At 64.4% G+C, this 24,521-nt stretch carries 25 protein-coding genes; 10 read left to right on the top strand and 15 right to left on the bottom strand.

What is annotated here, in order from left to right:
* Nucleotides 1-16: 16 nt before the first annotated feature.
* A complete protein-coding gene (gene bfr / locus HCO70_RS05425) occupies nt 17-502 on the bottom strand; it encodes a bacterioferritin (protein WP_172293802.1) in 486 nt (161 codons plus the stop codon).
* Nucleotides 469-744: a (2Fe-2S)-binding protein gene (locus HCO70_RS05430; RefSeq protein ID WP_172293803.1), complete on the bottom strand. Its 276-nt coding sequence runs from the start codon at nt 742-744 to the stop codon at nt 469-471. Before HCO70_RS05430 ends, bfr begins: the two co-directional genes overlap by 34 nt.
* A 671-nt stretch (nt 745-1,415) precedes the next feature.
* On the opposite strand from HCO70_RS05430, the gene HCO70_RS05435 reads away from it, so the two are divergent.
* Both HCO70_RS05435 and HCO70_RS05440 read left to right on the top strand, forming a co-directional pair.
* On the top strand, nt 1,416-2,198 hold the full coding sequence (locus HCO70_RS05435) for a hypothetical protein (RefSeq protein WP_172293805.1): 783 nt from the start codon (nt 1,416-1,418) through the stop codon (nt 2,196-2,198).
* Nucleotides 2,199-2,287: 89 nt separating this feature from the next.
* Entirely contained in the window at nt 2,288-3,229 is a 942-nt protein-coding gene (locus HCO70_RS05440) for a PD40 domain-containing protein (protein WP_172293806.1), read from the top strand.
* Between the two features lie 322 nt (nt 3,230-3,551).
* On the opposite strand, the gene HCO70_RS05445 is transcribed toward HCO70_RS05440, so the two are convergent.
* Both HCO70_RS05445 and HCO70_RS05450 read right to left on the bottom strand, forming a co-directional pair.
* A complete protein-coding gene (locus HCO70_RS05445; RefSeq protein ID WP_172293807.1) occupies nt 3,552-5,750 on the bottom strand; it encodes an NADP-dependent isocitrate dehydrogenase in 2,199 nt (732 codons plus the stop codon).
* A gap of 113 nt (nt 5,751-5,863) precedes the next feature.
* Nucleotides 5,864-7,045 carry a cation:proton antiporter gene (locus tag HCO70_RS05450; RefSeq protein ID WP_172293809.1) on the bottom strand — a complete coding sequence of 394 codons (1,182 nt, stop codon included), beginning with the start codon at nt 7,043-7,045 and terminating at the stop codon, nt 5,864-5,866.
* Between the two features lie 128 nt (nt 7,046-7,173).
* On the opposite strand from HCO70_RS05450, the gene HCO70_RS05455 reads away from it, so the two are divergent.
* A complete protein-coding gene (locus HCO70_RS05455) occupies nt 7,174-8,649 on the top strand; it encodes an NAD-dependent succinate-semialdehyde dehydrogenase (protein WP_172293810.1) in 1,476 nt (491 codons plus the stop codon).
* Between the two features lie 278 nt (nt 8,650-8,927).
* On the opposite strand, the gene HCO70_RS05460 is transcribed toward HCO70_RS05455, so the two are convergent.
* On the bottom strand, nt 8,928-9,473 hold the full coding sequence (locus HCO70_RS05460; RefSeq protein WP_172293812.1) for a GNAT family N-acetyltransferase: 546 nt from the start codon (nt 9,471-9,473) through the stop codon (nt 8,928-8,930).
* Nucleotides 9,463-9,771 (bottom strand): DUF1778 domain-containing protein, encoded by a 309-nt coding sequence (locus tag HCO70_RS05465; RefSeq protein ID WP_172293813.1) that lies wholly within the window; start codon nt 9,769-9,771, stop codon nt 9,463-9,465. The genes HCO70_RS05460 and HCO70_RS05465 overlap by 11 nt, the downstream gene beginning before the upstream one ends.
* Before the next feature lie 238 nt (nt 9,772-10,009).
* Between HCO70_RS05465 and HCO70_RS05470 the strand changes: the two genes are divergently transcribed.
* From HCO70_RS05470 to polA, 3 genes are all read left to right on the top strand, one after another.
* A complete protein-coding gene (locus HCO70_RS05470; RefSeq protein WP_172293815.1) occupies nt 10,010-10,261 on the top strand; it encodes a hypothetical protein in 252 nt (83 codons plus the stop codon).
* A gap of 233 nt (nt 10,262-10,494) precedes the next feature.
* The gene (locus HCO70_RS05475; protein WP_216665273.1) at nt 10,495-10,686 is read left to right on the top strand and encodes a hypothetical protein; all 192 of its coding nucleotides are present in this window, start codon (nt 10,495-10,497) and stop codon (nt 10,684-10,686) included.
* Between the two features lie 210 nt (nt 10,687-10,896).
* On the top strand, nt 10,897-13,692 hold the full coding sequence (gene polA, locus HCO70_RS05480; protein WP_172293818.1) for a DNA polymerase I: 2,796 nt from the start codon (nt 10,897-10,899) through the stop codon (nt 13,690-13,692).
* A 320-nt stretch (nt 13,693-14,012) separates the two neighbouring features.
* Here the strand turns inward: polA and HCO70_RS05485 are convergent, their stop codons facing one another.
* The 5 genes from HCO70_RS05485 to rpe all read right to left on the bottom strand — a co-directional run bounded on the left by HCO70_RS05485 (nt 14,013) and on the right by rpe (nt 17,256).
* Complete coding sequence (locus HCO70_RS05485; protein ID WP_172293819.1) at nt 14,013-14,429, bottom strand: SET domain-containing protein; 417 nt, start codon at nt 14,427-14,429, stop codon at nt 14,013-14,015.
* A gap of 163 nt (nt 14,430-14,592) precedes the next feature.
* Complete coding sequence (locus tag HCO70_RS05490; protein ID WP_172293821.1) at nt 14,593-15,255, bottom strand: HAD-IA family hydrolase; 663 nt, start codon at nt 15,253-15,255, stop codon at nt 14,593-14,595.
* Complete coding sequence (locus HCO70_RS05495) at nt 15,252-15,803, bottom strand: thioredoxin family protein (RefSeq protein ID WP_172293823.1); 552 nt, start codon at nt 15,801-15,803, stop codon at nt 15,252-15,254. The genes HCO70_RS05490 and HCO70_RS05495 overlap by 4 nt, the downstream gene beginning before the upstream one ends.
* 86 nt (nt 15,804-15,889) lie before the next feature.
* Nucleotides 15,890-16,432 carry a CHAP domain-containing protein gene (locus tag HCO70_RS05500; protein WP_253913121.1) on the bottom strand — a complete coding sequence of 181 codons (543 nt, stop codon included), beginning with the start codon at nt 16,430-16,432 and terminating at the stop codon, nt 15,890-15,892.
* Nucleotides 16,433-16,554: 122 nt separating this feature from the next.
* The gene (rpe, locus tag HCO70_RS05505; RefSeq protein WP_172293825.1) at nt 16,555-17,256 is read right to left on the bottom strand and encodes a ribulose-phosphate 3-epimerase; all 702 of its coding nucleotides are present in this window, start codon (nt 17,254-17,256) and stop codon (nt 16,555-16,557) included.
* Nucleotides 17,257-17,473: 217 nt separating this feature from the next.
* Between rpe and HCO70_RS05510 the strand changes: the two genes are divergently transcribed.
* Nucleotides 17,474-17,785, top strand: coding sequence for a DUF4342 domain-containing protein (locus HCO70_RS05510; RefSeq protein ID WP_216665274.1), 312 nt, complete (start codon nt 17,474-17,476; stop codon nt 17,783-17,785).
* Nucleotides 17,786-17,822: 37 nt separating this feature from the next.
* Here the strand turns inward: HCO70_RS05510 and HCO70_RS05515 are convergent, their stop codons facing one another.
* On the bottom strand, nt 17,823-18,581 hold the full coding sequence (locus HCO70_RS05515; protein ID WP_172293827.1) for an NAD kinase: 759 nt from the start codon (nt 18,579-18,581) through the stop codon (nt 17,823-17,825).
* 161 nt (nt 18,582-18,742) lie between these two features.
* Between HCO70_RS05515 and glyA the strand changes: the two genes are divergently transcribed.
* A complete protein-coding gene (glyA, locus tag HCO70_RS05520) occupies nt 18,743-20,038 on the top strand; it encodes a serine hydroxymethyltransferase (RefSeq protein WP_172293829.1) in 1,296 nt (431 codons plus the stop codon).
* 83 nt (nt 20,039-20,121) lie between these two features.
* On the opposite strand, the gene HCO70_RS05525 is transcribed toward glyA, so the two are convergent.
* Together HCO70_RS05525 and HCO70_RS24765 are read right to left on the bottom strand one after the other, a co-directional pair.
* Nucleotides 20,122-20,526: a phage holin family protein gene (locus HCO70_RS05525; RefSeq protein ID WP_172293831.1), complete on the bottom strand. Its 405-nt coding sequence runs from the start codon at nt 20,524-20,526 to the stop codon at nt 20,122-20,124.
* A 204-nt stretch (nt 20,527-20,730) separates the two neighbouring features.
* On the bottom strand, nt 20,731-20,955 hold the full coding sequence (locus tag HCO70_RS24765) for a VPLPA-CTERM sorting domain-containing protein (protein ID WP_172296163.1): 225 nt from the start codon (nt 20,953-20,955) through the stop codon (nt 20,731-20,733).
* Nucleotides 20,956-21,619: 664 nt separating this feature from the next.
* Between HCO70_RS24765 and HCO70_RS05535 the strand changes: the two genes are divergently transcribed.
* Both HCO70_RS05535 and HCO70_RS05540 read left to right on the top strand, forming a co-directional pair.
* Complete coding sequence (locus tag HCO70_RS05535) at nt 21,620-22,027, top strand: cupin domain-containing protein (RefSeq protein ID WP_172293833.1); 408 nt, start codon at nt 21,620-21,622, stop codon at nt 22,025-22,027.
* 140 nt (nt 22,028-22,167) lie between these two features.
* Complete coding sequence (locus tag HCO70_RS05540; protein ID WP_172293835.1) at nt 22,168-23,541, top strand: glutamine synthetase family protein; 1,374 nt, start codon at nt 22,168-22,170, stop codon at nt 23,539-23,541.
* A gap of 69 nt (nt 23,542-23,610) precedes the next feature.
* Here the strand turns inward: HCO70_RS05540 and folD are convergent, their stop codons facing one another.
* On the bottom strand, nt 23,611-24,513 hold the full coding sequence (gene folD / locus HCO70_RS05545; RefSeq protein ID WP_172293837.1) for a bifunctional methylenetetrahydrofolate dehydrogenase/methenyltetrahydrofolate cyclohydrolase FolD: 903 nt from the start codon (nt 24,511-24,513) through the stop codon (nt 23,611-23,613).
* Nucleotides 24,514-24,521 lie beyond the last annotated feature (8 nt).

A 24,521-nucleotide genomic window follows, 5' to 3' on the forward strand; every position in this document is an offset into this window, starting at 1 on the left:
AAAACGGTAGAAAAACTCAGTCTGCCTCGTCCATCTTTCCGGCGTTGAGCTGGGCGTATTTCTCTGCCCCGATACTCTCGAGCAGGTCGAGCTGGGTTTCGAGAAAGTCGACATGGCCTTCCTCGTCGGTCAGCAGCTCCTCGAAGATGTTCTTCGAGACATAGTCGCTGACCGATTCACAATAGGCGCGCGCCTCCTTGTAAAGCGCCACCGCCTCCAGTTCCGCCGCAAGGTCGCATTCCAGCGTCTCCTTGGGGGTCTGGCCAATGCGCAGGGGGTCGAGTTTCTGCAGGTTCGGATGCCCGCCAAGAAAAATGATCCGGTCGATCAGCTTGTCGGCGTGATTCATCTCCTCGATGCTCTCCTCACGGCTTTTCTTCGCCATGTGGGCCAGACCCCAGTCGTCCTGCAGCCGGAAATGCAGCCAGTACTGGCTGACCGCCGTCAGTTCGCTACGAAGGGCTTTGTTCAGGTATTCGATGACCTTGCTGTCGCCTTGCATGGCTTGGATCCTTTCCTGCTTCCACCGCGAAGATTACGCAGGTTCATAGGAACTTCCAAGTTCTCGTTCCGGGACATCGTGTCCATGAACAGAGGCAGGCAACCGCCGCAATCCGCGGCCTTCCCCAAAGCGCGATAGACCTTGCCGGGCGTGATCAGAGTGTCCGGATCGGCGGCGCGCATCCAGTCGATGGCGCTGTGGATTTCCTGATCCGAGATATTCTGGCAGTGGCAGATGATCATCGTCAGAGTCTTCGCGTTGGGTACGGCTTATTAGTTGAGTGAATTGATCGGAAAAGTCAATTCACAGTTTTCCCTGATCCCACGGAAGCCCGCGGCATACCGCCGCGACTGCCGGCCAAGGGGAAGGCTATTACTAAATTTAATTAAATAATATCAGTATATTCTGTACCGATACTCATCCCTGTCAGCTCCGGGATCACGATCCGGTTTACCGTTCGGCTTGCGGTAATGCGGCCCTTGTGAAGGTCGCGCCGGATGCACCAGGACCCCGGTTTTCCGTATACCGGCGCGCATCCGTCTCCAGCCCGTCTGCACGAAAAATACCGCTTATCGGCAGATCACCTGCAAGCGCGAAAGCCTTCCCGGTGGCATATCCCCCCGACAACACGCGCGGTTGCCCGCCCGGACCGCATCGGCCCGTGGACCGACAAGGAGCCTTTGCGGTGATTCCGACACCTGACCAGACCCGTTTCCGTACGCCCCGGCGGGCGGCCCGTCTCAACAGCCGGAACCGCCACGTTGAAAAAATCGTCAGGCCCAATAGGCATGGCGCCGCGCTGCCGGGTGCGGACCCCGCCAGGCTGCGCTGTGTGGTGCAGGTGCCGGGTAAGGAATGCCACCGAGCACCGACCCGCGCGCCTGAACCACGTCATCAGAGCATGAAGGTGGTATTGGCCGACTCGACAGACAGGAACCGGTTGCTGAGCCCCGCAGAGCGGACGCTTCACTCCGTGCTGGCGGCGTGGCTGCTGCGCGAGGTGCGGTTGTCGCTTTCCGTCCCCTGTGTGCAGGAGGGGGCTCCGCGCCATGACGATCCGGTTTGCCTGGAAATCGTCTGTGCGTCGTTGTCCCGCATCGGCCTGCTGCGCCTGGAGGCGGAGCGTTGGCGTGTCGTGGAACCGCACGCCGAGCCTGACGGCCTGGCCAAGACCGCGCGCCGCGCCGATCTCGATACGCTGCTCGAGGCGCTGGTATGCCATGCCCCCGATGTCGAGGATCTGCGCGCGATGGGCGCCATCGTCGCGACGTCGGATCCGATGCTGACCGGTGTCTGCGAGGCGCTGGCAGCGTGCGGATACATGGAATGCCTGCCGCAAAAGGCCACCTGGCGCCAGAAACTCCGCCGGACACCCCGCAAGCCCGCCTGGCGCTGGACCGCCGGTTTCCATCCCTGGCTGGTCGCCCGTGGCGGGCTGGAACTGACACGGATCGCACCGGCATCCGGCGACGCGGTGGGCGCGGCGCTCCTGAAGATCCCCGCCGGCGACCGCAGGGTGCTGGCCGGCCGCACCTGCGCGGTCCACAGCCACTTCGCCCGGTATTTCCTGAAACACTGGGACAACGGACGCTGGCGCAACTGGCAGGAAGTCCTGCGGGATCAGGACTGCTACGTGCCGGGCGACCACTGGGACATGGCCCTGGCCGCGGGGCTCTATCGCAGACTGCACGGCTAGGCCGTGGGGCCGCTAATACGGTCCGACTTCCGCGACGGCTCTCACTCAGGTAGAGCGTTAACGCGACCCTGCACGCAGCGGAGGCACCGATGAAAAACCTCATCCTTCTGACCACGGCTCTCACATCCGTCACATCCACCGGCCACGCCAGCGAGCCCCCGGTCATCGAGAATGCCGGAGACACGATCAATTCCGAGTGGCACGAGGCCTTCTCGACCATCACCGCCGACGGCCTGACCCTCTACGTCTCCTCCGACCGCCCCAGCGACATGGGCGGCGGCGAGCCCGGGGGTTTCTACCTCTTTTCCAACTACAACATCTACGTCTCCCACCGCGCCGACACGGCCGCGCCCTGGTCGCCCCTGACCATGCTGCCGGCCCCCATCAACAGCCCTTCCACCGACCACAGCCCCTATCTCTCCGAAGACGGCCTCTCCCTCTATTTCATGAGCGACCGCCCGGGAGGCTCGGGGCAGGGCGACCTCTACGTCTCCCACCGGACCGACCCCGCCGACGACGCGGGCTGGGGGCCCGCCATCAATCTCGAGCCCGACATCAACGGCCCCTTCGTCGAATCCTGCCCGACCGTGGTGGAAACCGACGGCACCCTCCACCTCTTCTACATCCAGATCTCCGGCAGACCCGACGCCTTGCCCGATTTCATGACCAGCGACTGGGACCCCGACCGCCAGGCCTTCGCGCTGCCCCGCAAGATCAGCATCAGCACCCCCCAGGGCGACTCGCATTTGGAACCCGAGAAGGGCCTGATCTGGGGCATGGACTGGCCCGGCGGGCAGGGCGGCAGCGATATCTGGCAGACCAGCTACGCCCCGCAGAACGGCGACTACGCCTCCGGCTGGACCCAGCCGGTCAATCTCGGCGACTGGATCAACACCGAGCACGAAGAGATCATGCCCTCGCCCACAGCCGACGGCAGCCTCCTGATCTTCCAGTCCGACCGCCCCGGCGGTATTGGCGGAATGGACATCTATTTCGCCCATTCGCCGGACTACCCGTTGACCGAACCCTGATGGCGGCTGTCGTTTTGGCCGGACGAAAGCGCAGAGCGCTCTCTCCGGCCCGACTTAAACCCCCTGCGCGAACAGCGGCGAAGCCGCCGCGCATCGCCGGGCCGCCCCCCGGGCCCGGCGATCTGGCCGCCACAGGCGCATAGCTCAAAGCGAGGAGGGGCGTGGCCAGCATAAAGCGCCACAGCCCAACAGACAGATCGCCGCGCCGCGGCCCCCCGACGCGCGGCTCCGTGCTTACGATCCAATGCCGGAAAAGCCCCCCGACCAAACGCACGGGCGACCCCCCCAAACAAAAGGCCCCGGTCTCCCGGGGCCTTTGCCATCACGAGATGATCGCGTTCAGCGTCGAACTCGGCCGCATCACCGCCGCCACCTTCGCCGGGTCGGCGTGATAGTAACCGCCGATATCCGCCGGGCTGCCCTGCGCCGCCGCCAGTTCCGCCACGATGGCGGCTTCGCCGTCGGCCAGAGCCTTCGCCACCGGCGCGAAATGCGCGGCCAGCGCGGCGTCCTCGCCCTGCGCCGCCAGCGCCTCGGCCCAGTAGCGGGCGAACCAGTAGTGGCTGTCGCGGTTATCCGGCTCGCCGACCTTGCGGCTGGGTGACCGGTCGTTGTCGAGGATGCCCTGCGTCGCTGCGTCCACCGCCTTGCCCAGCACCGCCGCCTTCGCGTTGCCCTTGGCATCGGCAAGGAACTTAAAGCTTTCGCCAAGCGCGCAGAACTCGCCCAGCGAATCCCAGCGCAGGTGGTTCTCTTCCACCAGCTGCTGCACGTGCTTCGGAGCCGAGCCGCCCGCGCCGGTCTCGAACAGCCCGCCGCCCTGCATCAGCTTGACGATCGACAGCATCTTGGCGCTTGTCGCCAGCTCCAGGATCGGGAACAGGTCGGTCAGGTAGTCGCGCAGCACGTTGCCGGTGATCGCGATGGTCGACTCGCCCCTGGTGATCGTCTCCAGCGAGGCCCGCGTCGCTTCGCGCGGGGCCATGATCTCGAATTTGTCAGCAACGCCCCTGGCTTCGAGGATGGGCTTCACGTACTTGATCAGCTCCGCATCGTGCGCGCGGCTGGCGTCCAGCCAGAAGATCGCGCGATACCCGGTCGCCTTCTGCCGGTCGATGGCCAGGTTCACCCAGTCCTCGATCGGCGCCTTCCGGGCCGAGGCAGAGCGCCAGATATCGCCCGCCTCGACGGCATGCGAGTGCAGCACCGTGCCGTCTTCCAGCACCATCTTCACCGTTCCATCCGCCGGGATCTCGAAGGTGGTCGGGTGCGACCCGTATTCCTCCGCCTTCTGCGCCATCAGCCCGATATTCTGCACCGTGCCGGCGGTGGCCGGGTTCAGCTTGCCGTTCGCCTTGAAGAACTCGACCGCCTCGTCATAGACCGGCGCGTAGGAATTGTCGGGGATCACGCAGTTGGTGTCCGCTTCCTTGCCGTCCGGGCCCCAGCCCTTGCCGCCCGCGCGGATCAGCGCCGGCATCGAGGCGTCGATGATCACGTCCGACGGCACATGCAGGTTGGTGATGCCGCGGTCCGAGTTGACCATGTACATCGGCGGACGGCTGGCAGTGCAGGCCTCGATGGCCGCCATGATCTCCGCATCGCCCTTCACCCGCTCCAGCAGGTCGCCCATGCCGGAATTCGGGTTCACCCCCAGTTCTGTCAGCCTGTCGCCATACTGCTCGAACACCGGCGCCAGCCACGCCGTCACCGCGTGGCCGAAGATGATCGGGTCCGAGACCTTCATCATCGTCGCCTTCATGTGCAGCGAGAACAGCGTGCCTTCCGTCTTGGTCTTCTCGATCTCGTCCGCCAGGAACGCATCCAGCGCCTTCGCCGACATGTAGGTCGCGTCCACCACGGTCCCGGCGGGGTAGGACACGCCGTCCTTCAGCACCGTCTCGCCATCCGCCGTTTCCAGCACGATCTTCGCGGTCGCCGCGCCGTCCAGCGTCGCCGACACCTCGTTCGAGAAGAAATCGCCGCCCGACATCGACGCCACCCGCGTCTTCGAATCCTGCGACCACTCGCCCATCCGGTGCGGGTTGGCCATGGCGTAGTTCTTCACCGCCTCCGCCGCGCGCCGGTCCGAGTTGCCCTCGCGCAGCACCGGGTTCACCGCCGAACCCTTGATCGCGTCGTATTTCGCCCGCGCCGCCTTTTCCGCGTCGGTGGAGGGCGCTTCCGGGTAATCCGGCAGGTCATAGCCCTGCGCCTGCAGTTCCTTCACCGCCGCCGTCAGCTGCGGCACCGAAGCAGAGATGTTCGGCAGCTTGATGACGTTCGCTTCCGCCGTCTTCACCAGTTCCCCCAGCCAGGCCAGGTCGTCCGACTGCTTCTGTTCGTCGGTCAGCCGCTCCGGAAACGCGGCGATGATCCGGCCCGCCAGCGAAATGTCGCGGGTCTCGACGGTCACGTCCGCTGCATCGGCGAAGAACCGGATGATCGGCAGCAGCGACGCGCTGGCCAGTTCCGGCGCCTCGTCGACCTTGGTGTAGATGATGTCGGGGGTGTTACCCATTCTCTGTCTCCCTCGATCCCGGTCGCGGCATGGCGCGGTCGCTCTGCCGCGCGACCCGGGGCGTTAACATGATGAAAATCCCGCACATCGCCTAATCGAAGGCAGCCGGGTAATCAACTGGACAAACCCGCCGACTCCAGCCGCGCGACGCGCTTCGCGGCAAAGATCGTCGCCACCGGCCCCAACAGTTCGAACACGATGGTCGAGCCGATGGTCAGGCTCAGTATCGTCGCCGCATGCTCCGGCATCTCCTCCGCCGCGACCAGCGCCATGCCGATGGCCACCCCCGCCTGCGGCAGCAGCGCCAGCCCAAACCACGGCCGCTGCAGCTTCGGCGCGCCGCCCAGCATCGCGCCGACCTGTCCCCCGATCACCCGCGCCACCACGCGCAACACGAGATAGGCCACCCCGACCCATCCCAACAGCACCAGCGCCTGCACCTCGAAGGACGCCCCGGCGAGGATGAAGAACAGGATCATGAACGGCCACTGGAACCGGTCGATCTCGAAGAAGGTCCGCTTATGGTGCCTGGCGAAATTCGCGATGATCGCCCCCACGGCCATGCCGACGATCAGGTAGGAAACGTCGAGCCACAGCGCCAGCCCGGCGGTCAGGAACACCAGCCCGATGGCCTCTGCCTCCATCGGATCGCCATGCCGGATGCGCCCGGTCAGGAACGCCGCCGGAAATCCCAGCACCGCCGCCAGCCCGAATGCCCCGAAGATCTCCCACAGCCCCTCGCCAAGGGCCGAGAAATCCGCCGACCCGCCCATCACGTTCACGATCACCAGCACGATGCTGAACGCCATCAGCCCCCAGGCGTCGTCGATGGCGACGATGCCGCGCAGGCTGTCGGCGAAATCGCCCTCGATCCGCGCCTGCTTCAGCGCGTCAGAGGTCGCCGCCGGGTCCGTCGCCGCCGCCACCGCGCCCAGCACCAGCGCCACCGCCGCGTCGATCCCGATCAGCCACAGTCCGAACGCGACCAGCACGATGGTCGCCACCACGATCGCGACGGAAATCCACATGATCGTCCGCCCGTGCGCCGTCAGGTTCGCCCTGGTCAGCGAGCCGCCCAGCAGGAACGACACCATGGTCAGCGCCGCGATGGTCAGGAACTCGAACCATGCCTCGACCTCCGGCGGGATCAGGCCGAACCCGGACCGCCCGACGATCACGCCGCACAGCATCAGCAGCGTCACCCGCGGCAGCCGCGTGCGCCGCCCGACCACGTCGGCGACCAGCCCGGCCAGCAGGAACAGCCCGATGATGATGAAGACGCCGTGCATGTCCATGCCCTTCTATAGCGCGGCCGCCGCCGCCGTCGCCATGCGGCATCGGGGCAGGGCGATCCGGTGGTCATCCGGGCCATGTGCGTTACCATTGGGGTCCGAATGAGACAGAGGAAACGGAAAGGACCACCATGCCGGGCAGCGCCCTGACGACCAGAACCGATATCGCCGACACCGACCTGATCCGGAGCCGCGCCTATGTCGGGGGCAGTTGGACGGATGCGGCGGGTGGCGATACCTTCCCCGTGACCGACCCTGCCACCGGCCATAGCATCGGCGATGTCGCTGCGTTCTCGGCCGAGGAAAGCGCCGCCGCCGTCGATGTCGCGCAGGAGGCGTTCGCAGACTGGTCTGCGAAGCTGCCGCAGGAGCGCAGCGCCATCCTGCGCCGCTGGTTCGAGCTGATGATCGCCCATCGCGAGGATCTGGCCCGCATCATGGTCGCCGAACAGGGCAAGCCGCTCTCCGAGGCGCGGGGCGAAATCGACTATGCCGCCAGCTTCGTGGAGTATTACGCCGAAGAGGCCAAGCGCCCGAATATCGAGGGCGTCACCAGCCACCTTCCCGATGCCGAGGTCGAGCTGTGGCTGGAACCGATGGGCGTGGTGGCCCTGATCACGCCGTGGAACTTCCCCTCCGCCATGCTGACCCGCAAGGCCGCCGCGGCGCTGGCCGCCGGCTGCACCGTGGTCGCGCACCCCTCTGCCGAGACGCCTTATTCCGCGCTGGCGCTGGCCGAACTGGGCGAACGCGCCGGGTTTCCGCCGGGGGTCTTCAACATCGTCACCGGCAGCGCACCCGTGGTGGTGCCGCCGTGGACAGATGACGCCCGCGTCCGCGCGCTGTCCTTTACCGGGTCGACCGAGATCGGGCGGCTGCTCTACCGCAACTCCGCCGACACGGTGAAGAAGCTGGTGATGGAACTGGGCGGCCACGCGCCGCTGATCGTCTTCGCCGATGCCGATCTGGACGAGGCGGTGTCGGAAGCCATCAAGGCCAAGTTCGCCACGACCGGGCAGGATTGCCTGGGCGCCAACCGGATCTTCGTGGAGCGTTCCGTCTATGACGCGTTCTGCGCGCGGTTCACCGAAGCGACCAAGGCGCTGACCCTCGGGCCGGGCATGGACGACTGCGACCTCGGCCCTCTGATGAACGAGGCGGCGGTGGCCAAGCAGGAGGCGCATGTGGCGGATGCCCTGGAGCATGGCGCGACGCTCGCCTGCGGCGGCCGGCGGGACGGGCAGGGGCCGCTCTTCTATCAGGCGACGGTGCTGACCGACGTGCCGCCCGAGGCGCTGATCTTTCACGAGGAGACCTTCGGCCCGGTCGCCGCCATTGCCCCCTTCGATACAGAGGAAGAGGCGATAGCCCGCGCCAATGCCACCGAATACGGCCTCGTCGCCTATCTCCACAGCCTCGACCCCCGCCGCATCTACCGCGTCGCCCGCGCCCTGCAGTTCGGCATGGTCGCGGTCAACCGCACCAAGGTGACCGGCGCCCCGATCCCCTTCGGCGGCACCAAGCAGAGCGGTCTCGGCCGCGAAGGTGCCCGGCGCGGAATGGAGGAGTTCATGGAGATCAAGTACGTCTGCCGGGACTGGGCGTAGCCTCCGCCCCAACCGCGCCGATGGCCCGAAGTCTCGGCGCACCCTATGCCAGACGCTCCGCCCGGCGGCACGCCGGGCAGCGCCCGACCCTCCCCCCGGGAGGGCGCTTCTGCACCTTTGCAATCGGCACTGCCGCCGGGCAGACGATGACCCACCGCCCATGGCAGGCGCCGCAAGCGCCCACCCAGGGTCGGGCGCTGCCTTTTTCGCAATGTTCGGGTGTCGCGCTGCTGATCGAGGCAGATGTGCCGACCAAGAATCTTGATAACAGCAGTAATTCACCCAAGCGTCGCGCGCACGTCCGCCATCGGAATACAGACCCTCTCCGGATTCAAAGGATCGCCAAGAGGCCGGAACCCAAGATCTTCGTAGAAATTCCAGCGCCGTTCGAAGTGGTCGTCCCTGAGGACATCGAGGACAATAGCTGCGGCGCCCATCTGATCGGCGATGCCCAGACATCGCCTCATGGCATCCACGACGAGGGCGGTTCCCAGCCCCTTGCCCTGCATGTCTTCGCGCACAGCCACCGCGCGGATGTAGATGACCGGTATGTCTGGCACGCCTGCGCGCTGCCACTTCTCCGGGCCGAATTCTGCGCGGACAGCCATTGCGCCGAGCGCATAGAAGCCCAGCACGGCGGGATCGCCCTCTGCCGTTGCGATCCATGCGGCGACCATCCCGGCCCTGATCTGGTCCGAGAGCGACGATTTCAGGAAGTTGTCGATGGGTCCGAAGCCACAGGAGAAGGCGCTGCGGTCATGCAGCGCCTTGTCGAACCTCGCGATCGTCAGAGAGGGCAGGTGAGCCGCGGTCTCAGCCGGCATCCTTCAGAAGGCCCTTCGAGGCTTCCGCAGCACGCGCCAGACCGGGCACGACCTTGCCGGGAGCCTCGACAGCTGCCCTGAACGCATCGAACGCCTCGACAGGCAGGACAGAAAGCGATGCACGCTGCTCGACCTCCTGCGCGCGCAGAAGAGCCGCCTGACGGATGAAGTCGGCTTCCTGCAGGCCGGTCGCGGCGGCGGCGGCCCTGATGCGCTCTTCATCCGCGCGGTGCATGCGCAGTTCCTTGCGCGCTTCCATCTTGCCCGGGGTCGGGGTCACAGTCTTGATGGAAAACATGGTCGGTCTCCTTCGGAGGTAAATATGTACGGTATAACGCCGTACAAGTCAAGAATGCCAGTGGTCGGCAAGGCGATGTTCGGGCGGAGATCGGACACGGTGAAGAGATGCCACCGCCCATCCCACCTGCTCCGCCCGGCGGCACGCTGGGCAGGGTTCGGGTGCTGAGGAGGCGGGCCGCCAGCCTTGACAAAAATGCGTAAAATGCGTAATTTACGCAAAACCGGAGCGCAAGCGCATGACCGTCGAAGTCCCTGCTACCACGTTCGCACGCAACTTCCCCAAGATGAAGGAAGACGTCCGCGAGCATGGCATCATAGCTGTTCGCAGCCACAAGCGGACAGTAGGAGCCTTCATTTCTCCGGCCGTGCTGGAAGAACTCGAGACGCTCCGACGCCGCCAGCGCGAACTGACCCGTATCGAAGAAGCGGACGATGCTTTCTTCGAGGCGCTGGACGACGCGGTTGCATCCTACGACGATCCCGCCTGACAGGTGGCGCTTCCCGAACCGCGGCCCGGCCTTGTTATCGGCTACGACTTCCTGTTCCGGGAACAGGCCGATGCTGGAATGGAAAACGCGGGCAAGCCCCACCCGGCGGCGATCCTCGTTGCGGTAAGGCAGGGGTGCAGACAAGGGTAAGCCTCGTCGCGATCAGCCATTCTCCCCCAAGTCCGGGCGACGAACCCTTCCGGCTGAAGCTGACGCCAGCCGAATGCAGGACGATGGGCCTCGATGGACAGGACCACTGGATCAACCTGCGCGACATCAATTCGTTCGACTGGCCGGGTTACGACCTGGTCAGATCGGCGCCTGGCGGCGGCTACGTCTATGGCCGGATGTCGAAGGGTACCTTCGCCCGCCTCGTCGAAGCGTTGAAAGCCTGCGCTGGACGCCGCTCCATTTCGCGTGACTGAACAGCGATTATTGGCCGTCAGATCCATGCGAAAAACCAGCCCCCAAACCTCGCCCAAATCGTTACTTTCGCGTTACCCTCACCCTTTCAACCACTTGAAAGGCGTCCCCATGAGGACGCCCCGACAGAGCCCGTCCGGACGCACCTCATATCTGGACCCTCCCGCCCCATGAGGCTACCAATGAGCCACTCGGAAAAAGGGGCCCCATCCATGGCTTTCGGCAAAGGCTGTCACCTCCACCTGATCGACGGATCGGCCTTCATCTTCCGCGCCTTCCACGCGCTCCCGCCCCTGACCCGAAAGTCCGACGGCCTCCCCATCGGCGCCGTCTCCGGCTTCGTCAACATGATCTGGAAGATGGTCGAGGATAACAAGGGTCCCGACGCCCCCACCCACGTCGCCGTCGTCTTCGACAAGGGCTCCCATACCTTCCGGAACGACATGTACGACCTCTACAAGGCCAACCGCGACGAGATGCCCGAGGACCTGCGCCCGCAGATCCCGCTGACCCGCGACGCCACCCGCGCCTTCAACATCGCCTGCCTCGAGCAGGAAGGCTACGAGGCTGACGACATCATCGCGGCACTGTCCTGCCAGGCCCGCGACGCCGGCGGGCGGGTGACGATCATCTCCTCCGACAAGGACCTGATGCAGCTGGTCGGCGACGGGGTCGAGATGTTCGACGCCATGAAGAACCGCCGCATCGGCGTCGAGGAGGTCGAGGAGAAATTCGGCGTCGGCCCGGACAGGGTGATAGACGTGCAGGCGCTGGCCGGCGACTCCGTCGACAACGTCCCCGGTGCGCCGGGCATCGGCATCAAGACCGCGGCGCTTCTGATCAACGAGTTCGGCTCGCTGGAGGACCTTCTGGACCGGGCGGAGGAGATCAAGCAGCCGAAGCGGCGGCAGACCCTGATCGACAACCGCGAGCAGATCGAGCTCTCGAAGAAGCTTGTCACGCTCGACTGCGACACGCCGGTCGAGGTGACACTGGACGATCTGGAAGTGAAAGAGCCGGACGCCACGGTTCTAATGAATTTCCTCGCCGCGATGGAATTCCGGACGGTCACCAAGCGTGTGGCAGAGGCGCTGGGCGTCGAGGCGCCGGTGATCGAGGATACTGCCCCGCCGGTTGAGGAGCCTGAGGCCGAGGAACAGGTCCCCTTCAAACCCGAAGACTACGAATGGGTGAAGGACGCCGCAGCGCTGCAGGTGTGGGTCGACCGCATCAACGAGCGCGGCTGGGTCGCCGTCGATACAGAGACCACCGGCCTGAACGAGATGATCGCGGGGTTGGTGGGCATCTCGCTGTCGGTGGAGCCGGGCGAAGCCTGCTATATCCCGGTGGCGCACAAGGCATCAGCCGAGGGCGGGCTGTTCGACGACGGACAACTGGCCGAGGGGCAGATGGGCCTGGACGAGGCGCTGGAGTTGCTGAAGCCGGTGCTGGAGAACGACGCCGTCCTCAAGATTGGCCAGAACATGAAGTACGACGCCAAGATATTCGCTCGCTACGGGATCGAGGTGGCGCCGATCGACGACACCATGCTGATGTCCTACGCGATGCATGGCGGCGAGCATGGGCATGGGATGGATCTGCTCAGTGAGAAGTATCTTGGCCACCAGCCCATCCCGATCAAGGAGCTGATCGGCACCGGCAAATCGCAGATCACTTTCGACCGGGTCGACGTGGCCGAGGCGGTGAAATACGCCGCCGAGGACGCCGACATCACGCTGCGGCTGTGGAAGCTGTTCAAGCCGCAGTTGCACCGCGCCCGCGTCACCACCGTCTACGAGACGCTGGAACGACCGATGGTTCCGGTGCTGAAGCGGATGGAGATGGCGGGCATCAAGGTCGACCGCAACACGCTGTCGCGCATGTCCAACGCGTTCTCGCAAAAGATGGCGGCGCTGGAGGCGGAGATCCATGAACTGGCGGGCGAGACTTTCAATGTCGGTTCGCCGAAGCAGCTGGGCGAGATCCTGTTCGACAAGATGGGACTGGAGGGTGGCAAACGTGGCAAGACCGGCGCCTATTCGACGCCGGCGGATGTGCTGGAGGATCTGGCGACGATCCACGAACTGCCGGCGCGGGTGCTGGACTGGCGGCAGCTGTCGAAGCTGAAATCCACCTATACCGACGCGCTGCAGGACCACATCAACCCGGATACCGGGCGGGTCCACACCTCTTATTCTATCGCGGGCGCCAACACCGGACGGCTCGCCTCGACCGATCCGAACCTGCAGAACATCCCGGTTCGGACTGAGGAAGGCCGCCGCATCCGCGAGGCTTTCGTGGCGGAGGACGGCAAGTTATTGCTGTCGCTCGATTATTCCCAGATCGAGCTGCGCATCCTGGCGCATATCGCGGATATTCCCGAGCTGAAACAGGCGTTCGAGGATGGTGTCGACATCCACGCGCTGACCGCGTCGGAGATGTTCAACGTTCCTCTGGACGAGATGACGCCGGATATCCGGCGTCAGGCCAAGGCGATCAATTTCGGGGTGATCTACGGGATTTCGGGCTTTGGGCTGGCTCGGAACCTGCGGATCCCGAGGGGCGAGGCGCAGGGCTTCATCGACCGCTATTTCGAGCGCTTCCCGGGGATCAAGGATTATATGGATGCGACGGTGAAATACGCCAAGGAAAACGGGCATGTCGCCACGCTTTTCGGTCGGCGCATCCACACGCCCGAGATCAACGCCAAGGGGCCGCATGCGGGCTTCGCGCGGCGCGCGGCAATCAACGCGCCGATCCAGGGCTCGGCGGCGGATATCATCCGGCGCGCGATGGTCCGGATGGACGACGCCATCGACGGGCTGCCCGCGAGAATGCTGCTGCAGGTCCATGACGAACTGATCTTCGAGGTGGATAAGGGCGCCGAGGAAGACGTGATTACCCGCGTCCGCGACGTCATGGAAGGCGCGGCGATGCCGGCGGTTAAGCTGGACGTGCCGCTGGTGGTGGATGCCGGGCAGGGGGCGAACTGGGCCGAGGCGCACTAGGCTGGAGCAATCACTGTCAACGGGCAACGGAAAACCACGCGAAAATGTACCCGACGAGGCCACTCTCGCCCCGGGGTCCATCCGTCTCTGCCTGTTCCTGAGGTTCTGCCGTACCTGATAAAGTGGCGGCGCCGCCCTCGACATGCCCGTTCGGTCCCGGCGTTTCCGCCGGTTGCCTGGCTGACCGTCCCTGCACCCAATGAAGAGGTGGTCTTGGGGACCGGATCGTCTGTCATTTGCGCAGAAAGCTACCCCCGCGCCGTGGCCACGGCACGGGGAATAGCCTGGGCGCAGTTCACGCGCAGTTAACTATGCGTGCGCTACTCGGCAGCCAGATGTACTGGCGAGACGCGATGGCGCGGCGGCTGGAACTCGACACGGCCAACGGTGAACTGGCCGTAGTGGCAGGTCAGTTCCTCGCCCGCCGGGATCAGACGGGTGGCGACGCCGCGCGACGGGTTCGACAGGTCCAAATTCGGCACGTCCGCATGGTTCATGAACAGGCCCTCGTCGCAGTCCAGAACGACACGGTCCGGATCACCGGGGTGCTCGTAGGTATAGCGTTCGAGGAACTCGCGGAAATGCTTCGGCGCGCGCTCGATGTCCTCGCGCTCGTAGGACACGTCGAAACGCGGATCGTAAAGCCAGACCAGCCCACCCTTGCGGATGTCGGTATGAGCGAAAACACCCAGCCCCTCGATACGCGAAGGGGCGAGATAGCAGCGCACCATCATCATGCGCGGTCCATCCTGTGCTGAAAGGCCGGCCGCCAGATCCGGACCGGTGACGTAGGGGGCAGGCCCCCGCGCCTAGCGGTGTTCGCAAGATCATCCTAAGCGGCAAAACCGCAAACTATGCAATTGGAAACTGTGGCCCTCGGGAGGAATTGATCGGCAGAGATCATTCCGGGCGCGGCGCTAGGCGGGCGGCGATGGCGGGCAGTTCGGCGAAATCGTCGAAGGTCGCGTCGTGATAGAGATCCTCGACCGGCGCCTTGCGGAACCCGTGGGTGAAAAGCGCCATCGGGATGCCAGCGTTCTTCGCGCTGTCGGAGTCCACCTCGCTGTCGCCGACGAACAGGAACCGGCGGGCGTGAAGCTGGTCGATCACGTGGTTGACGGCTGCGGCATCGGGTTTTCGCGGGTAGGGGCCGTCGCCGAAGGCCCAGGCGTCGAAATAAGGCGCAAGGCCGAGATGCGCGGTGACGGCACGGGCCGGGCCCTCGGGCTTGTTGGTGCACAACGCGAGGCGGTAGCCGTCGGATTTCAGGGCGTCGAGCGCGTCCATGACGTTCGGATAGAGGGTCGTGTGTTCGACCGCGGTCACGTATTTCGCGTGGAAATTCCGGTACATGCGGTCGTGACGTTCGGGTGTGTCCTCCAGACCCTCGGCTTCGATACAGCTTGAGATCAGGCGGCTGAGCCCGCTGCCAACGAAGCTGGTCACGGTTCCGAGGTCCAATGGCTTCAGCCCTTCAGCTTCCAGCATCTCGGTGGCGCAGGCGTGGATATCGCGGCTGGCATCGATAAGGGTGCCGTCGAGGTCGAAGATAACAGCGCTCACGCCGCCTTCCACTTGATCGAGCAGCCCATCGACGGCACCTGTTCGCGAGGGCCTTCGCCCGTCTCGGCGATGCGGCGCATGGCGTCGACCAGTTCGCGCGGCGTGCCGGGGGCGGCGGGGTTTTTGCCGGCCTCGTCCAGACGTCCGCGATATTGCAGTTCCAAGTCCTGATTGTAGCCGAAGAAATCCGGGGTGCAGACGGCACCGTAGGCGCGGGCGGTCGTCTGGCTTTCGTCGTAGAGATAGGGGAAAGGGAAGCTGTTCGCCTCTGCCACCTTCTTCATGTTTTCGAAGCTGTCGGCGGGGTAGTCGTTTACGTCATTGGCTGAGATCGCGACGACGCCGATGCCGATGTCCTGCAGGGTCTTCATGTCGGTGACGAGGCGGTCGAGGATGCCTTTAACATACGGGCAGTGATTGCAGATGAACATGATCAGTGTGCCGTTTTCGCCGCGGATGTCTTGAAGCGAGTAGGACTTGCCGTCAGTGGCGGGCAGCGTGAAATCCGTTGCAGGTGTACCGAAATCGCAGACAGGGGTGCTGGGCATGGGACTCTCCTCCGGGTCTATGCGCGGCAGTATAGGGCTGCGGTTCTGCGAGGCCAGCCGTTAGGAGCGGTGCGCGCAGCGGCGGTTCAGCCCTGCGGGCGCGAGATGAACCCGTCGATCCTGTAGACGCTGCCATATGCGCCGGGATTGCTCATCACCCGGACGCTGGACCAGTCGTTACCGCGGGAGACGTCGATGACCGACATATCGAGCGACACCTGATTACGGCTCCAGTTAGCGTGGTCGATCAGTATTTCGCGGTCAGAGACGATTTCGGAAACCACCGCGATATGACCCATCGGCAGTTTGCCGGTGCCAGAAAAGGCCATGACGGCGCCGGGGATCGGAGCGTGGCCGCGTTCGTAGACACCGGCGGACTGACGCCACCAGGTATTCGCGTTGCCGTGGATGTCGATGCCGGAGGCGTTGCGGGCGAAGGGCACGCACCAGACGCGCTGACCGGCGGAGTTCATTTCAGAGGCGATGATGACGGCGCGGCTGACAAGTTCATCATTCACCGACGGGCTTTCGATTTCCCTGACCTTGCCGCAGGCGGCGGTCAGCAACAATAGCGCGCCCAACATCATCAGGCGCAGCCGGTTCGGCTGTTGAACGAAATTTTCCCTCATCTGTCCCCGGCCGTTTTGTCTGCCGCGATCCTTTTTCGGATCTTCGGGCCGGAGTTTGGCAAATCTGCCGGGAAAATCAAGAGTCTGTTACAGATTCTTTCAGCAGGTCGCGGAAACCCGCGTCAGGCGGCGCGGGCTGTGGCGGTTTCGGCGGCATTGCGGATGGCGCGGATGTTTTCTCCGTAGGGGGCAGGATTGTCCGCTGTTCCACCCTTGAACACTGCCGAGCCCGCGACCAGCGCGTCGGCGCCCGCGCGGGCAACGAGGGGGGCGGTCTCCGGGGTCACTCCGCCGTCGACCTCGAGATGGATTTCGCGGTCGCCGATCATCGTGCGGAGGCGGCGGATCTTTTCTATCTGCGATGCGATGAACTTCTGGCCGCCGAAGCCGGGGTTGACGGTCATCACCAGCACGAGGTCGACGAGATCCAGCACATGTTCGACCGCCTCGGCCGGGGTGCCGGGGTTCAACGCCACGCCAGGCCGGGCGCCGGCGGCGCGGATTGCCTGCAGGGTGCGATGGATGTGCGGGCCGGCTTCGACATGGGCGGTGATGATGTCGGCGCCCGCTTCGGCGAAGGCCTCGATATAGGGATCGACCGGTGCGATCATCAGGTGGACGTCCATGACCGTCTTCACGTGCGGGCGGAACGCCTTCACCGCCGGCGGGCCGAAGGTGAGGTTGGGAACGAAGTGGCCGTCCATCACGTCGACATGCACCCAGTCGGCGCCCTGATCCTCTATGGCGCGGATCTCGCGCCCGAAATCGGCGAAATCGGCGGACAGGATCGACGGGGCGATCTTGATCTGGCGGCTGAACGACATGGAACCTCCCGGAGTTTTTCTGGCCGGGGCATTAGCGCGAATGCAGGGGTGGCGTCCAGATGCCGAGCGCGTGGTCGTGCGAAGCGGTCTGGCCTTGAGGGCGGGGAAATGAGCGCGAGACGGCCGAGTTTGACGATAGTGGCGTTCCGGCTGACCCAGATCATGGTCGCGTCGTGCAAAACGAATAGACTCGCACCAGAAACGATGAGGTGCCGAAATGACCGATGACATGAAGCGCGACCCCGACAAGGACGAACGGACCTGGACGGAAGAAATCGAAGTTTCTGCCGAGAAGCTGCAGGAGAAGGTCAAGGAACTGGCGGCCGAAGCCTCTGTCCGGCGGATCCGCATCAAGGAGCCGGATGGCGACATCGCGGTGGACCTGCCGCTGACATTCGGTGCGGTGGCCGGCGGCGTGATCGTTCTGGCCGCGCCTGTGCTGGCGGTGCTGGGTGTGATCGCGGCCTTCTTCGCGAAGGTGAAGATCGAGATCGTGCGCGAGGAGAAGAAGGAGGATGCGCCGGAGTGATCCGGCGCGTTCATCGCGATGGTGGGGCGCCGCGAAGCTAGATGAACTGCTCGCGGATGAGCCGTTCTTCAAGCCCGTGGCCGGGGTCGAACAGCAGGCGGCGGCGGACATGGGGTTCGGAGCGGATTTCGACCGCGACCACGCTTTGGACCGGGCGGCTATCTGCGTCGGCCCGGACGGGGCGCTTGTCTGCCTCCAGCACGTCGAAGCGCACCGTCGCGTTCATCGGCAGCAGCGCGCCGCGCCAGCGGCGAGGGCGGAACGGTGCGATGGCCGTCAGGGCCAGCACGTCGGAGCCGATCGGCAGGATCGGTCCGTGGGCGGAATAGTTATAGGCGGTGGAGCCGGCCGGCGTGGACAGGAGCGCGCCGTCGCAAACCAGTTCCTCCATCCGAACACGACCCGCCACGGTGATTTTCAGCTTGGCCGCCTGCGGCCCGGCGCGCAACAGTGAGACCTCGTTTATCGCAAGCGCCTCATGCAGCTTTCCGTCGGGCGTTTCCGCGGTCATGTGCAGCGGGTGGATCACCGTTTCTTCCGCCTCGGCCAGGCGTTCCAGTAGGTTTTCGGCGTCGAAACCGTTCATCATGAAGCCGACTGTTCCCCGGTTCATGCCATATACCGGCACGTCGAGGTGCATTGTTCCATGCAGCGTCTGCAGCATCAGCCCGTCGCCGCCAAGCGCCACGATGACCTCCGCCTCTTCCAGTGGGACGTTTCCATAGCGCTCGGACAGCTCGCACAGGGCGTCCCGGGCGGGGCCTATCTCGCTGGCAACAAAGGCAATGCGGGTCATTCCGTGTCTCCTGCCGCCAGATTGCAGCCGTGCGGGAAAAAGACAAGCGATACCGGGCTTTGCCGGAACCGGTCGTAGCGGTGTCGTTTTGAGGGCTTCAAGCCCCGGCATCGTTAAGGTATGACGCCGCGGAGTGCCAGCAGCCCAAAGGGAATATGCTCATGAACGCACCCCACCGCGACGCCGGATTCTTCACCGAAGCCCTTGCCGACCGCGATCCCGACCTGTTCGGCGCGATCCAGAAGGAACTTGGACGCCAGCGCGAAGAGATCGAGCTGATCGCGTCGGAAAACATTGTCTCCCTCGCCGTTCTGCAGGCGCAGGGGTCAATCATGACGAACAAGTATGCCGAGGGTTATCCGGGCAAGCGCTATTACGGCGGGTGCCAGTACGTCGACATCGCCGAGACGCTGGCGATCGAACGGGCGAAGGAGCTTTTCGGCGCGGGCTTCGCGAATGTGCAGCCGTCATCGGGCTCGCAGATGAACCAGGCGGTGTTCCTGGCGCTGCTGCAGCCGGGCGACACCTTTATGGGGCTGGATCTGAATTCAGGCGGCCACCTGACCCACGGATCGCCCGTCAACATGTCGGGCAAGTGGTTCAACGTGGTGTCCTACGGCGTGCGTGCCCAGGATCATCTGCTGGACATGGAAGACATCCGCGCCAAGGCTCTGGAACATAAGCCGAAACTGATCCTGGCGGGCGGTACCGCCTATAGCCGGGTCTGGGACTGGGCTGCCTTCCGCGAGATCGCGGACGAAGTCGGCGCGTACCTGATGGTCGACATGGCGCATATCGCCGGCCTGGTGGCCGGCGGCGTGCATCCCTCGCCGGTGCCGCACGCGCATGTGGTTACGACGACAACCCACAAGTCGCTGCGCGGGCCCCGTGGGGGGATGATCCTGTCGAATGACGAGGACATCGCGAAGAAGATCAACTCCGCCGTTTTCCCGGGCCTGCAGGGCGGGCCGCTGATGCATGCGATCGCCGGCAAGGCGGTGGCGTTCGGCGAGGCGCTGCGGCCGGAGTTCAAGGATTACGCGGCACAGGTGGTGGCCAATGCCCGGGCTATGGCGGATCAGCTTCAGAAGGGCGGTATCGATATCGTTTCGGGTGGTACCGACAACCACCTGATGCTGGCCGACCTGCGGCCGAAGAACGTGACCGGCAAGGCCGCGGAAAAGGCGCTGGGCCGGGCTCACATCACCACCAACAAGAACGGCGTGCCGTTCGACCCGGAGAAGCCCTTTGTCACCAGCGGTATCCGCCTGGGGACGCCAGCGGGCACGACCCGCGGGTTCGGCGAGCCGGAATTCCGGCAGATCGCCGACTGGATTGTCGAAGTGATCGACGGGCTGGCCGCGAATGGCGAGGATGACAACAGCGATGTCGAGGCCAAGGTTCAGGCCGAAGTCGCCGAGCTTTGCCGGCAATTTCCTATCTACTCGACGCTGTAAATTACTGGTCTGGAAAAATAAAACGGCGCGGGGTGGTTCCCGCGCCTTTTTTGTTTCCATCGGCCGGTGAACTTCGGCCGCGATCAGATCGCGATATCGGGACCGCTGTTGCGGTTGTCGCGCAGCTGTTTGAAGACGTAGATCGGCAGCAGGATCGTCGCGATCAGGCTGCCAAGCCAGACCAGCAATGTTGCCGCCAGCCAGTTGGCGATCCCGCCGATCACCATGCCGTCGACGATCAGCGACGTGATCCAGAGGCCTACGAATATCGTCACAAGCGCGACACTGCCGCGGAGTTGCGGCATGCTTCTGAGCGAGATCTTGGTGAGGAGCGGGCCAGCCAGCGTCTGCACGATACAGAAAATCGCCACGGCGACGACAAAGGCGACCGGGCTGATGGTGAATCCCGGAAGGATAAGCATCGCAATAAGCAATCCGACGGCATTGGAGATCAGGTATGCCGCCGCGGAAATCAAAAGCCTCATCATGGTACGCTCCAAGCCGACCAGAAAATGTACTGGCAGCATAAACCTGAAGGTGTGTGACACAAGCCCTGATCTTGTCGAACAGGTATTGGTTCCAACGAAATATCGTAGTCCGGCTTTAGGGATACCGCAGGTTGCTTACCGGGGCCGGGCGCTGTTTGCGCACCGGCTTATCCTGTTCCCGCCGCCTAGTAGCGAGAGCTGAACTCAGGCCCGGATTTTGCGTCGGAAAACCGCGAGGCCGCCGAGACCGGCCAGCAACAGCAGCCCAGTGGCCGGCAGCGGAACCGCGCTGACTTCGGTGTCATTGTCGCTGGGCGAACCGGCCTCGTCCGGATGGGGCCGAATGAAGCCCGGAGTCTTGGAACCGCCGGAACCTGCGACCGTCTTGGAGCCACCGGAGGTGCCGGTCGCCGGGCCAGCGCTGTCCACGTTGCTTCCGCCGGACCCGCCAGCAAAGCCGCCCGCGAAGAACTGTACGCCAGGGCCGTTGCGGTGCCGTCCGTGGCCGTCTACGTCATGCCATGGAGGGTTGGAGGCTAGAACGGGACCCTCCGTGGCGGTCGGACCATACGCTCGCAGCGCGCGTCCGGCCGGTCCCGAATGCAAGGTGAACGGAGACACGTAGTGCCCGGCCGACGTTCTGTCGTCCCAATCGCTGCACGCGATCGGTGAGGACGTCGTCGCGCTTTGCGATTCGACGTCGCACCGGACCATATGTGCGGATCCGAAGAGCGTGCCAGGGAATGGATCCCTGCCACCATAGCTAACGGCGGAGGCGTTCGCAGGAACGACTCCAAGCGCAAGCAGCGCCGTCGCGGCGCAAGCCAAAAGTTCTTTAGTAAACATCCATGCCCCCACGCATGTAACGGATCAAATACTTATATTAGTGGCTGCCAGTCGGCAATGGGATCGGCGCTTTTAGTCGGCCAATTTGACGTCAGGTCAATGCTTTACGGTGGGTGAATTGCAACTGCCGCGCGATCCGTCTAGCGCCCTCCGTGTACAAGATCATGTCTCACATCTTGGGCGTGTGGCGGCACTTGGCAGCGACGCCGGGACGTGTTCTCATCCGCGCAACAGAGAGGAGATTTCCATGGATATTGTCCGAAACGGTGAACGCCCGTCAGTCTATGGCGACCCCGCGTATTTTTCCGGTACGGTCCGGCAGGATCCGATCGTTACCTGCCCGGAACCGGCCCGCGCCCGCGCAGTGATCGTGACTTTCGAGCCCGGCGGGCGCACCGCCTGGCATACGCATCCGCTGGGCCAGACGCTGCATGTGCTTTCGGGCTACGGACTGGTGCAGAAGGAGGGTGAGCCGGTGCAGGTGATCCGGCCGGGCGACACCGTCTGGATCCCGCCCGGAGAGCGGCACTGGCACGGTGCGTCGCCGGAGATCGCGATGTGCCACCTTGCAATTCACGAGGCGCTCGACGGCAAGCACATCGACTGGGAAGAGCATGTGACCGACGAGGAGTACAACGCGCCGCGCGCGGACTGAACGGCGCGCGGGCAAACGGTCTTTCCTTTCGCCTTTCTGTTGACCGGCAGCGCGAAACTGGCTGCTGCCCCTGCGCGAGTCTCGACAAGGCGGTGAAAAACCGTCAGCAATTGCCGGACCTAACCGACTGGAGAGACCGAATGACCACCGCACCCCTGACACTCGACGCCCTGAAAGAGGCGGCCGATTCCGGCGAGATCGACACCGTCATTGCGGCGCAGGTGGACATGCAGGGGCGGCTGATGGGCAAGCGGTTCCACGTTCGGCACTTCCTTGAAAGCGCGCATGAGGAAACCCATTCCTGCAACTACCTTCTGACAGTGGACATGGAGATGGAGCCTGTCCCGGGTTTCAAGTCCGCGTCCTGGGCGCAGGGTTATGGCGACTATATGATGAAGCCGGACCTTTCCACGTTGCGGCGGCTGCCGTGGCAGGAAGGTTGCGCGCTGGTTCTGTGCGACGTGATGGATCACCACGGCAATGCCGATATCGCTATCTCGCCGCGCGCGGTCATGAAGCGGCAGCTCGCCCGGCTGGCGGAAAAGGGCATGTCGGCGGTGATGGCGTCTGAGCTGGAATTCTATCTGTTCCGCCAGAGCTTTGAGGAAGCGCATGATGCCGGCTATCGCGGCATGGAGCCGCTGAGCCCTTACAACGAGGATTACCACATCCTCACTACCGCTCGGGATGAGGTCGTGATGCGCGCGTTGCGCAACGGGCTCTATGGCGCGGGGATTCCGGTGGAATGCTCAAAGGGCGAGGCCTGGGCGGGACAGGAAGAGATCAACGTCAAATATGCAGGCGCTCTGGAGGCGGCGGACAATCACACCGTAATCAAGCACGCGACCAAGGAGATCGCGCTGCAGGCGGGGCATGCGGTGACCTTCATGGCGAAGTACAACGATGCGCCGGCGGGATCATCCTGCCACGTGCACCAGTCGCTGTGGTCGGCGGACGGCAAGACGCCGTTATTCCTCGACAAGGACGATCCGCACGGAATGTCGGCGACGTTCAAGAGCTACATCGCCGGGCTGTTGACGTATGCGCCGGATATCACGCTGTTCCTGGCGCCCAACATCAACTCTTACAAGCGCTACGTCGCCGGGACATTCGCGCCGACCAAGGCAGTCTGGTCGCGCGACAACCGGACTGCCGGGTTCCGTCTGGTGGGCGAGGGGACCAAGGGGATCCGGATCGAGAACCGGATCGGCGGGGCGGACCTGAACCCGTATCTCGCCTTCGCGGCGCAGCTGGCCGCGGGGATGGCGGGGATCGAGGAAGGGCTGGAACTGGAGGACGAGTTCACCGGCGACGCCTACGCCGCGCGGCGGGCGCGGCAGATCCCGGGAACGCTGCGGGATGCGGCGGCGCTGTTGAAGAAGTCGAAGATGCTACGCGCGGCGATGGGGGATGATGTAGTCGATCACTACGTCCATGCGGCAGAGTGGGAAGTTTCAGAATACGACCGGCGCGTGACCGACTGGGAGATCAATCGCGGGTTTGAGCGGTCCTGACTGTCGGGGATTGGCAAGGGTCTTAAGGGCCCTCGCTGAAGACGTTTTGAAGCGACAATTTGCGGAGTGTCAGGCGGTGAGCCCCTCCGGCTCTGCGATCCCATTCGCGCGGCAACAGGCGGTCACGGTGTTGGCCAGCAGACAAGCGATGGTCATCGGGCCGACACCTCCGGGAACCGGAGTGATGGCGCCCGCGACTTCCACGGCGCTGTCATAGTCCACGTCGCCGACGAGACGTGTCTTGCCTTCGCCGCGCTCCGGTGCGTCGATGCGGTTGATGCCGACGTCGATCACGGTCGCGCCAGGCTTGATCCAGTCGCCCTTCACCATCCGCGGGCGACCAACGGCTGCGACGACGATATCGGCACGGCCAACAACGGCGGGCAGGTCCTTGGTCCGGGAATGGGCTATCGTGACGGTGCAGCTGTCGCCGAGCAGAAGCTGCGCCATCGGCTTGCCGACGATGTTCGAGCGGCCGACGACGACGGCATCGAGGCCGGAGAGCGAACCGAGCTGGTCGCGCAGCATCATCAGGCAGCCGAGCGGGGTGCAGGGTACCATGGATTTCTGGCCGGTACCGAGCAGGCCCACGTTCGAGATGTGGAACCCGTCGACATCCTTTGCCGGATCAATGGCGTTGATCACCGTGTCGCTGTCGATCTGATCGGGGAGCGGCAACTGGACAAGGATGCCGTGGACGTCGGCGTCGTTGTTCAGCTTGTCGATCAGCGCCAGCAGCTCCTCTTGCGAGGTCGTGACGTCGAGCTTGTGCTCGTAGGAATTCATGCCGGCTTCGGCGGTCTGCTTGCCCTTGTTGCGGACATAGACCTGGCTGGCGGGGTCTTCGCCGACCAGCACCACGGCGAGGCCGGGGGTGATGCCGTGCTGCGTTTTCAGCTGTGCGACGTGCTTGGCGACCTTCTCTCGTACGGTCGCGGCGAAGGCCTTGCCATCGATGATCTTGGCGCTCATCCTGTCCT

The sequence above is a fragment of the Pseudoruegeria sp. HB172150 genome, assembly GCF_013184805.1.
Classification (GTDB): Bacteria; Pseudomonadota; Alphaproteobacteria; order Rhodobacterales; family Rhodobacteraceae; genus Psychromarinibacter.

Excerpts from the sequence above, each read along its gene's own strand:
- bfr (WP_172293802.1), bottom strand. The coding sequence starts at position 502 with ATGCAAGGCGACAGCAAGGTCATCGAATACCTGAACAAAGCCCTTCGT.
- HCO70_RS05430 (WP_172293803.1), bottom strand. The coding sequence starts at position 744 with ATGATCATCTGCCACTGCCAGAATATCTCGGATCAGGAAATCCACAGC.
- HCO70_RS05440 (WP_172293806.1), top strand. The coding sequence starts at position 2,288 with ATGAAAAACCTCATCCTTCTGACCACGGCTCTCACATCCGTCACATCC.
- HCO70_RS05445 (WP_172293807.1), bottom strand. The coding sequence starts at position 5,750 with ATGGGTAACACCCCCGACATCATCTACACCAAGGTCGACGAGGCGCCG.
- HCO70_RS05450 (WP_172293809.1), bottom strand. The coding sequence starts at position 7,045 with ATGGACATGCACGGCGTCTTCATCATCATCGGGCTGTTCCTGCTGGCC.
- HCO70_RS05455 (WP_172293810.1), top strand. The coding sequence starts at position 7,174 with ATGCCGGGCAGCGCCCTGACGACCAGAACCGATATCGCCGACACCGAC.
- HCO70_RS05460 (WP_172293812.1), bottom strand. The coding sequence starts at position 9,473 with ATGCCGGCTGAGACCGCGGCTCACCTGCCCTCTCTGACGATCGCGAGG.
- HCO70_RS05465 (WP_172293813.1), bottom strand. The coding sequence starts at position 9,771 with ATGTTTTCCATCAAGACTGTGACCCCGACCCCGGGCAAGATGGAAGCG.
- HCO70_RS05470 (WP_172293815.1), top strand. The coding sequence starts at position 10,010 with ATGACCGTCGAAGTCCCTGCTACCACGTTCGCACGCAACTTCCCCAAG.
- HCO70_RS05475 (WP_216665273.1), top strand. The coding sequence starts at position 10,495 with ATGGGCCTCGATGGACAGGACCACTGGATCAACCTGCGCGACATCAAT.
- polA (WP_172293818.1), top strand. The coding sequence starts at position 10,897 with ATGGCTTTCGGCAAAGGCTGTCACCTCCACCTGATCGACGGATCGGCC.
- HCO70_RS05485 (WP_172293819.1), bottom strand. The coding sequence starts at position 14,429 with ATGATGATGGTGCGCTGCTATCTCGCCCCTTCGCGTATCGAGGGGCTG.
- HCO70_RS05495 (WP_172293823.1), bottom strand. The coding sequence starts at position 15,803 with ATGCCCAGCACCCCTGTCTGCGATTTCGGTACACCTGCAACGGATTTC.
- HCO70_RS05500 (WP_253913121.1), bottom strand. The coding sequence starts at position 16,432 with ATGAGGGAAAATTTCGTTCAACAGCCGAACCGGCTGCGCCTGATGATG.
- rpe (WP_172293825.1), bottom strand. The coding sequence starts at position 17,256 with ATGTCGTTCAGCCGCCAGATCAAGATCGCCCCGTCGATCCTGTCCGCC.
- HCO70_RS05510 (WP_216665274.1), top strand. The coding sequence starts at position 17,474 with ATGACCGATGACATGAAGCGCGACCCCGACAAGGACGAACGGACCTGG.
- HCO70_RS05515 (WP_172293827.1), bottom strand. The coding sequence starts at position 18,581 with ATGACCCGCATTGCCTTTGTTGCCAGCGAGATAGGCCCCGCCCGGGAC.
- glyA (WP_172293829.1), top strand. The coding sequence starts at position 18,743 with ATGAACGCACCCCACCGCGACGCCGGATTCTTCACCGAAGCCCTTGCC.
- HCO70_RS05525 (WP_172293831.1), bottom strand. The coding sequence starts at position 20,526 with ATGATGAGGCTTTTGATTTCCGCGGCGGCATACCTGATCTCCAATGCC.
- HCO70_RS05535 (WP_172293833.1), top strand. The coding sequence starts at position 21,620 with ATGGATATTGTCCGAAACGGTGAACGCCCGTCAGTCTATGGCGACCCC.
- HCO70_RS05540 (WP_172293835.1), top strand. The coding sequence starts at position 22,168 with ATGACCACCGCACCCCTGACACTCGACGCCCTGAAAGAGGCGGCCGAT.
- folD (WP_172293837.1), bottom strand. The coding sequence starts at position 24,513 with ATGAGCGCCAAGATCATCGATGGCAAGGCCTTCGCCGCGACCGTACGA.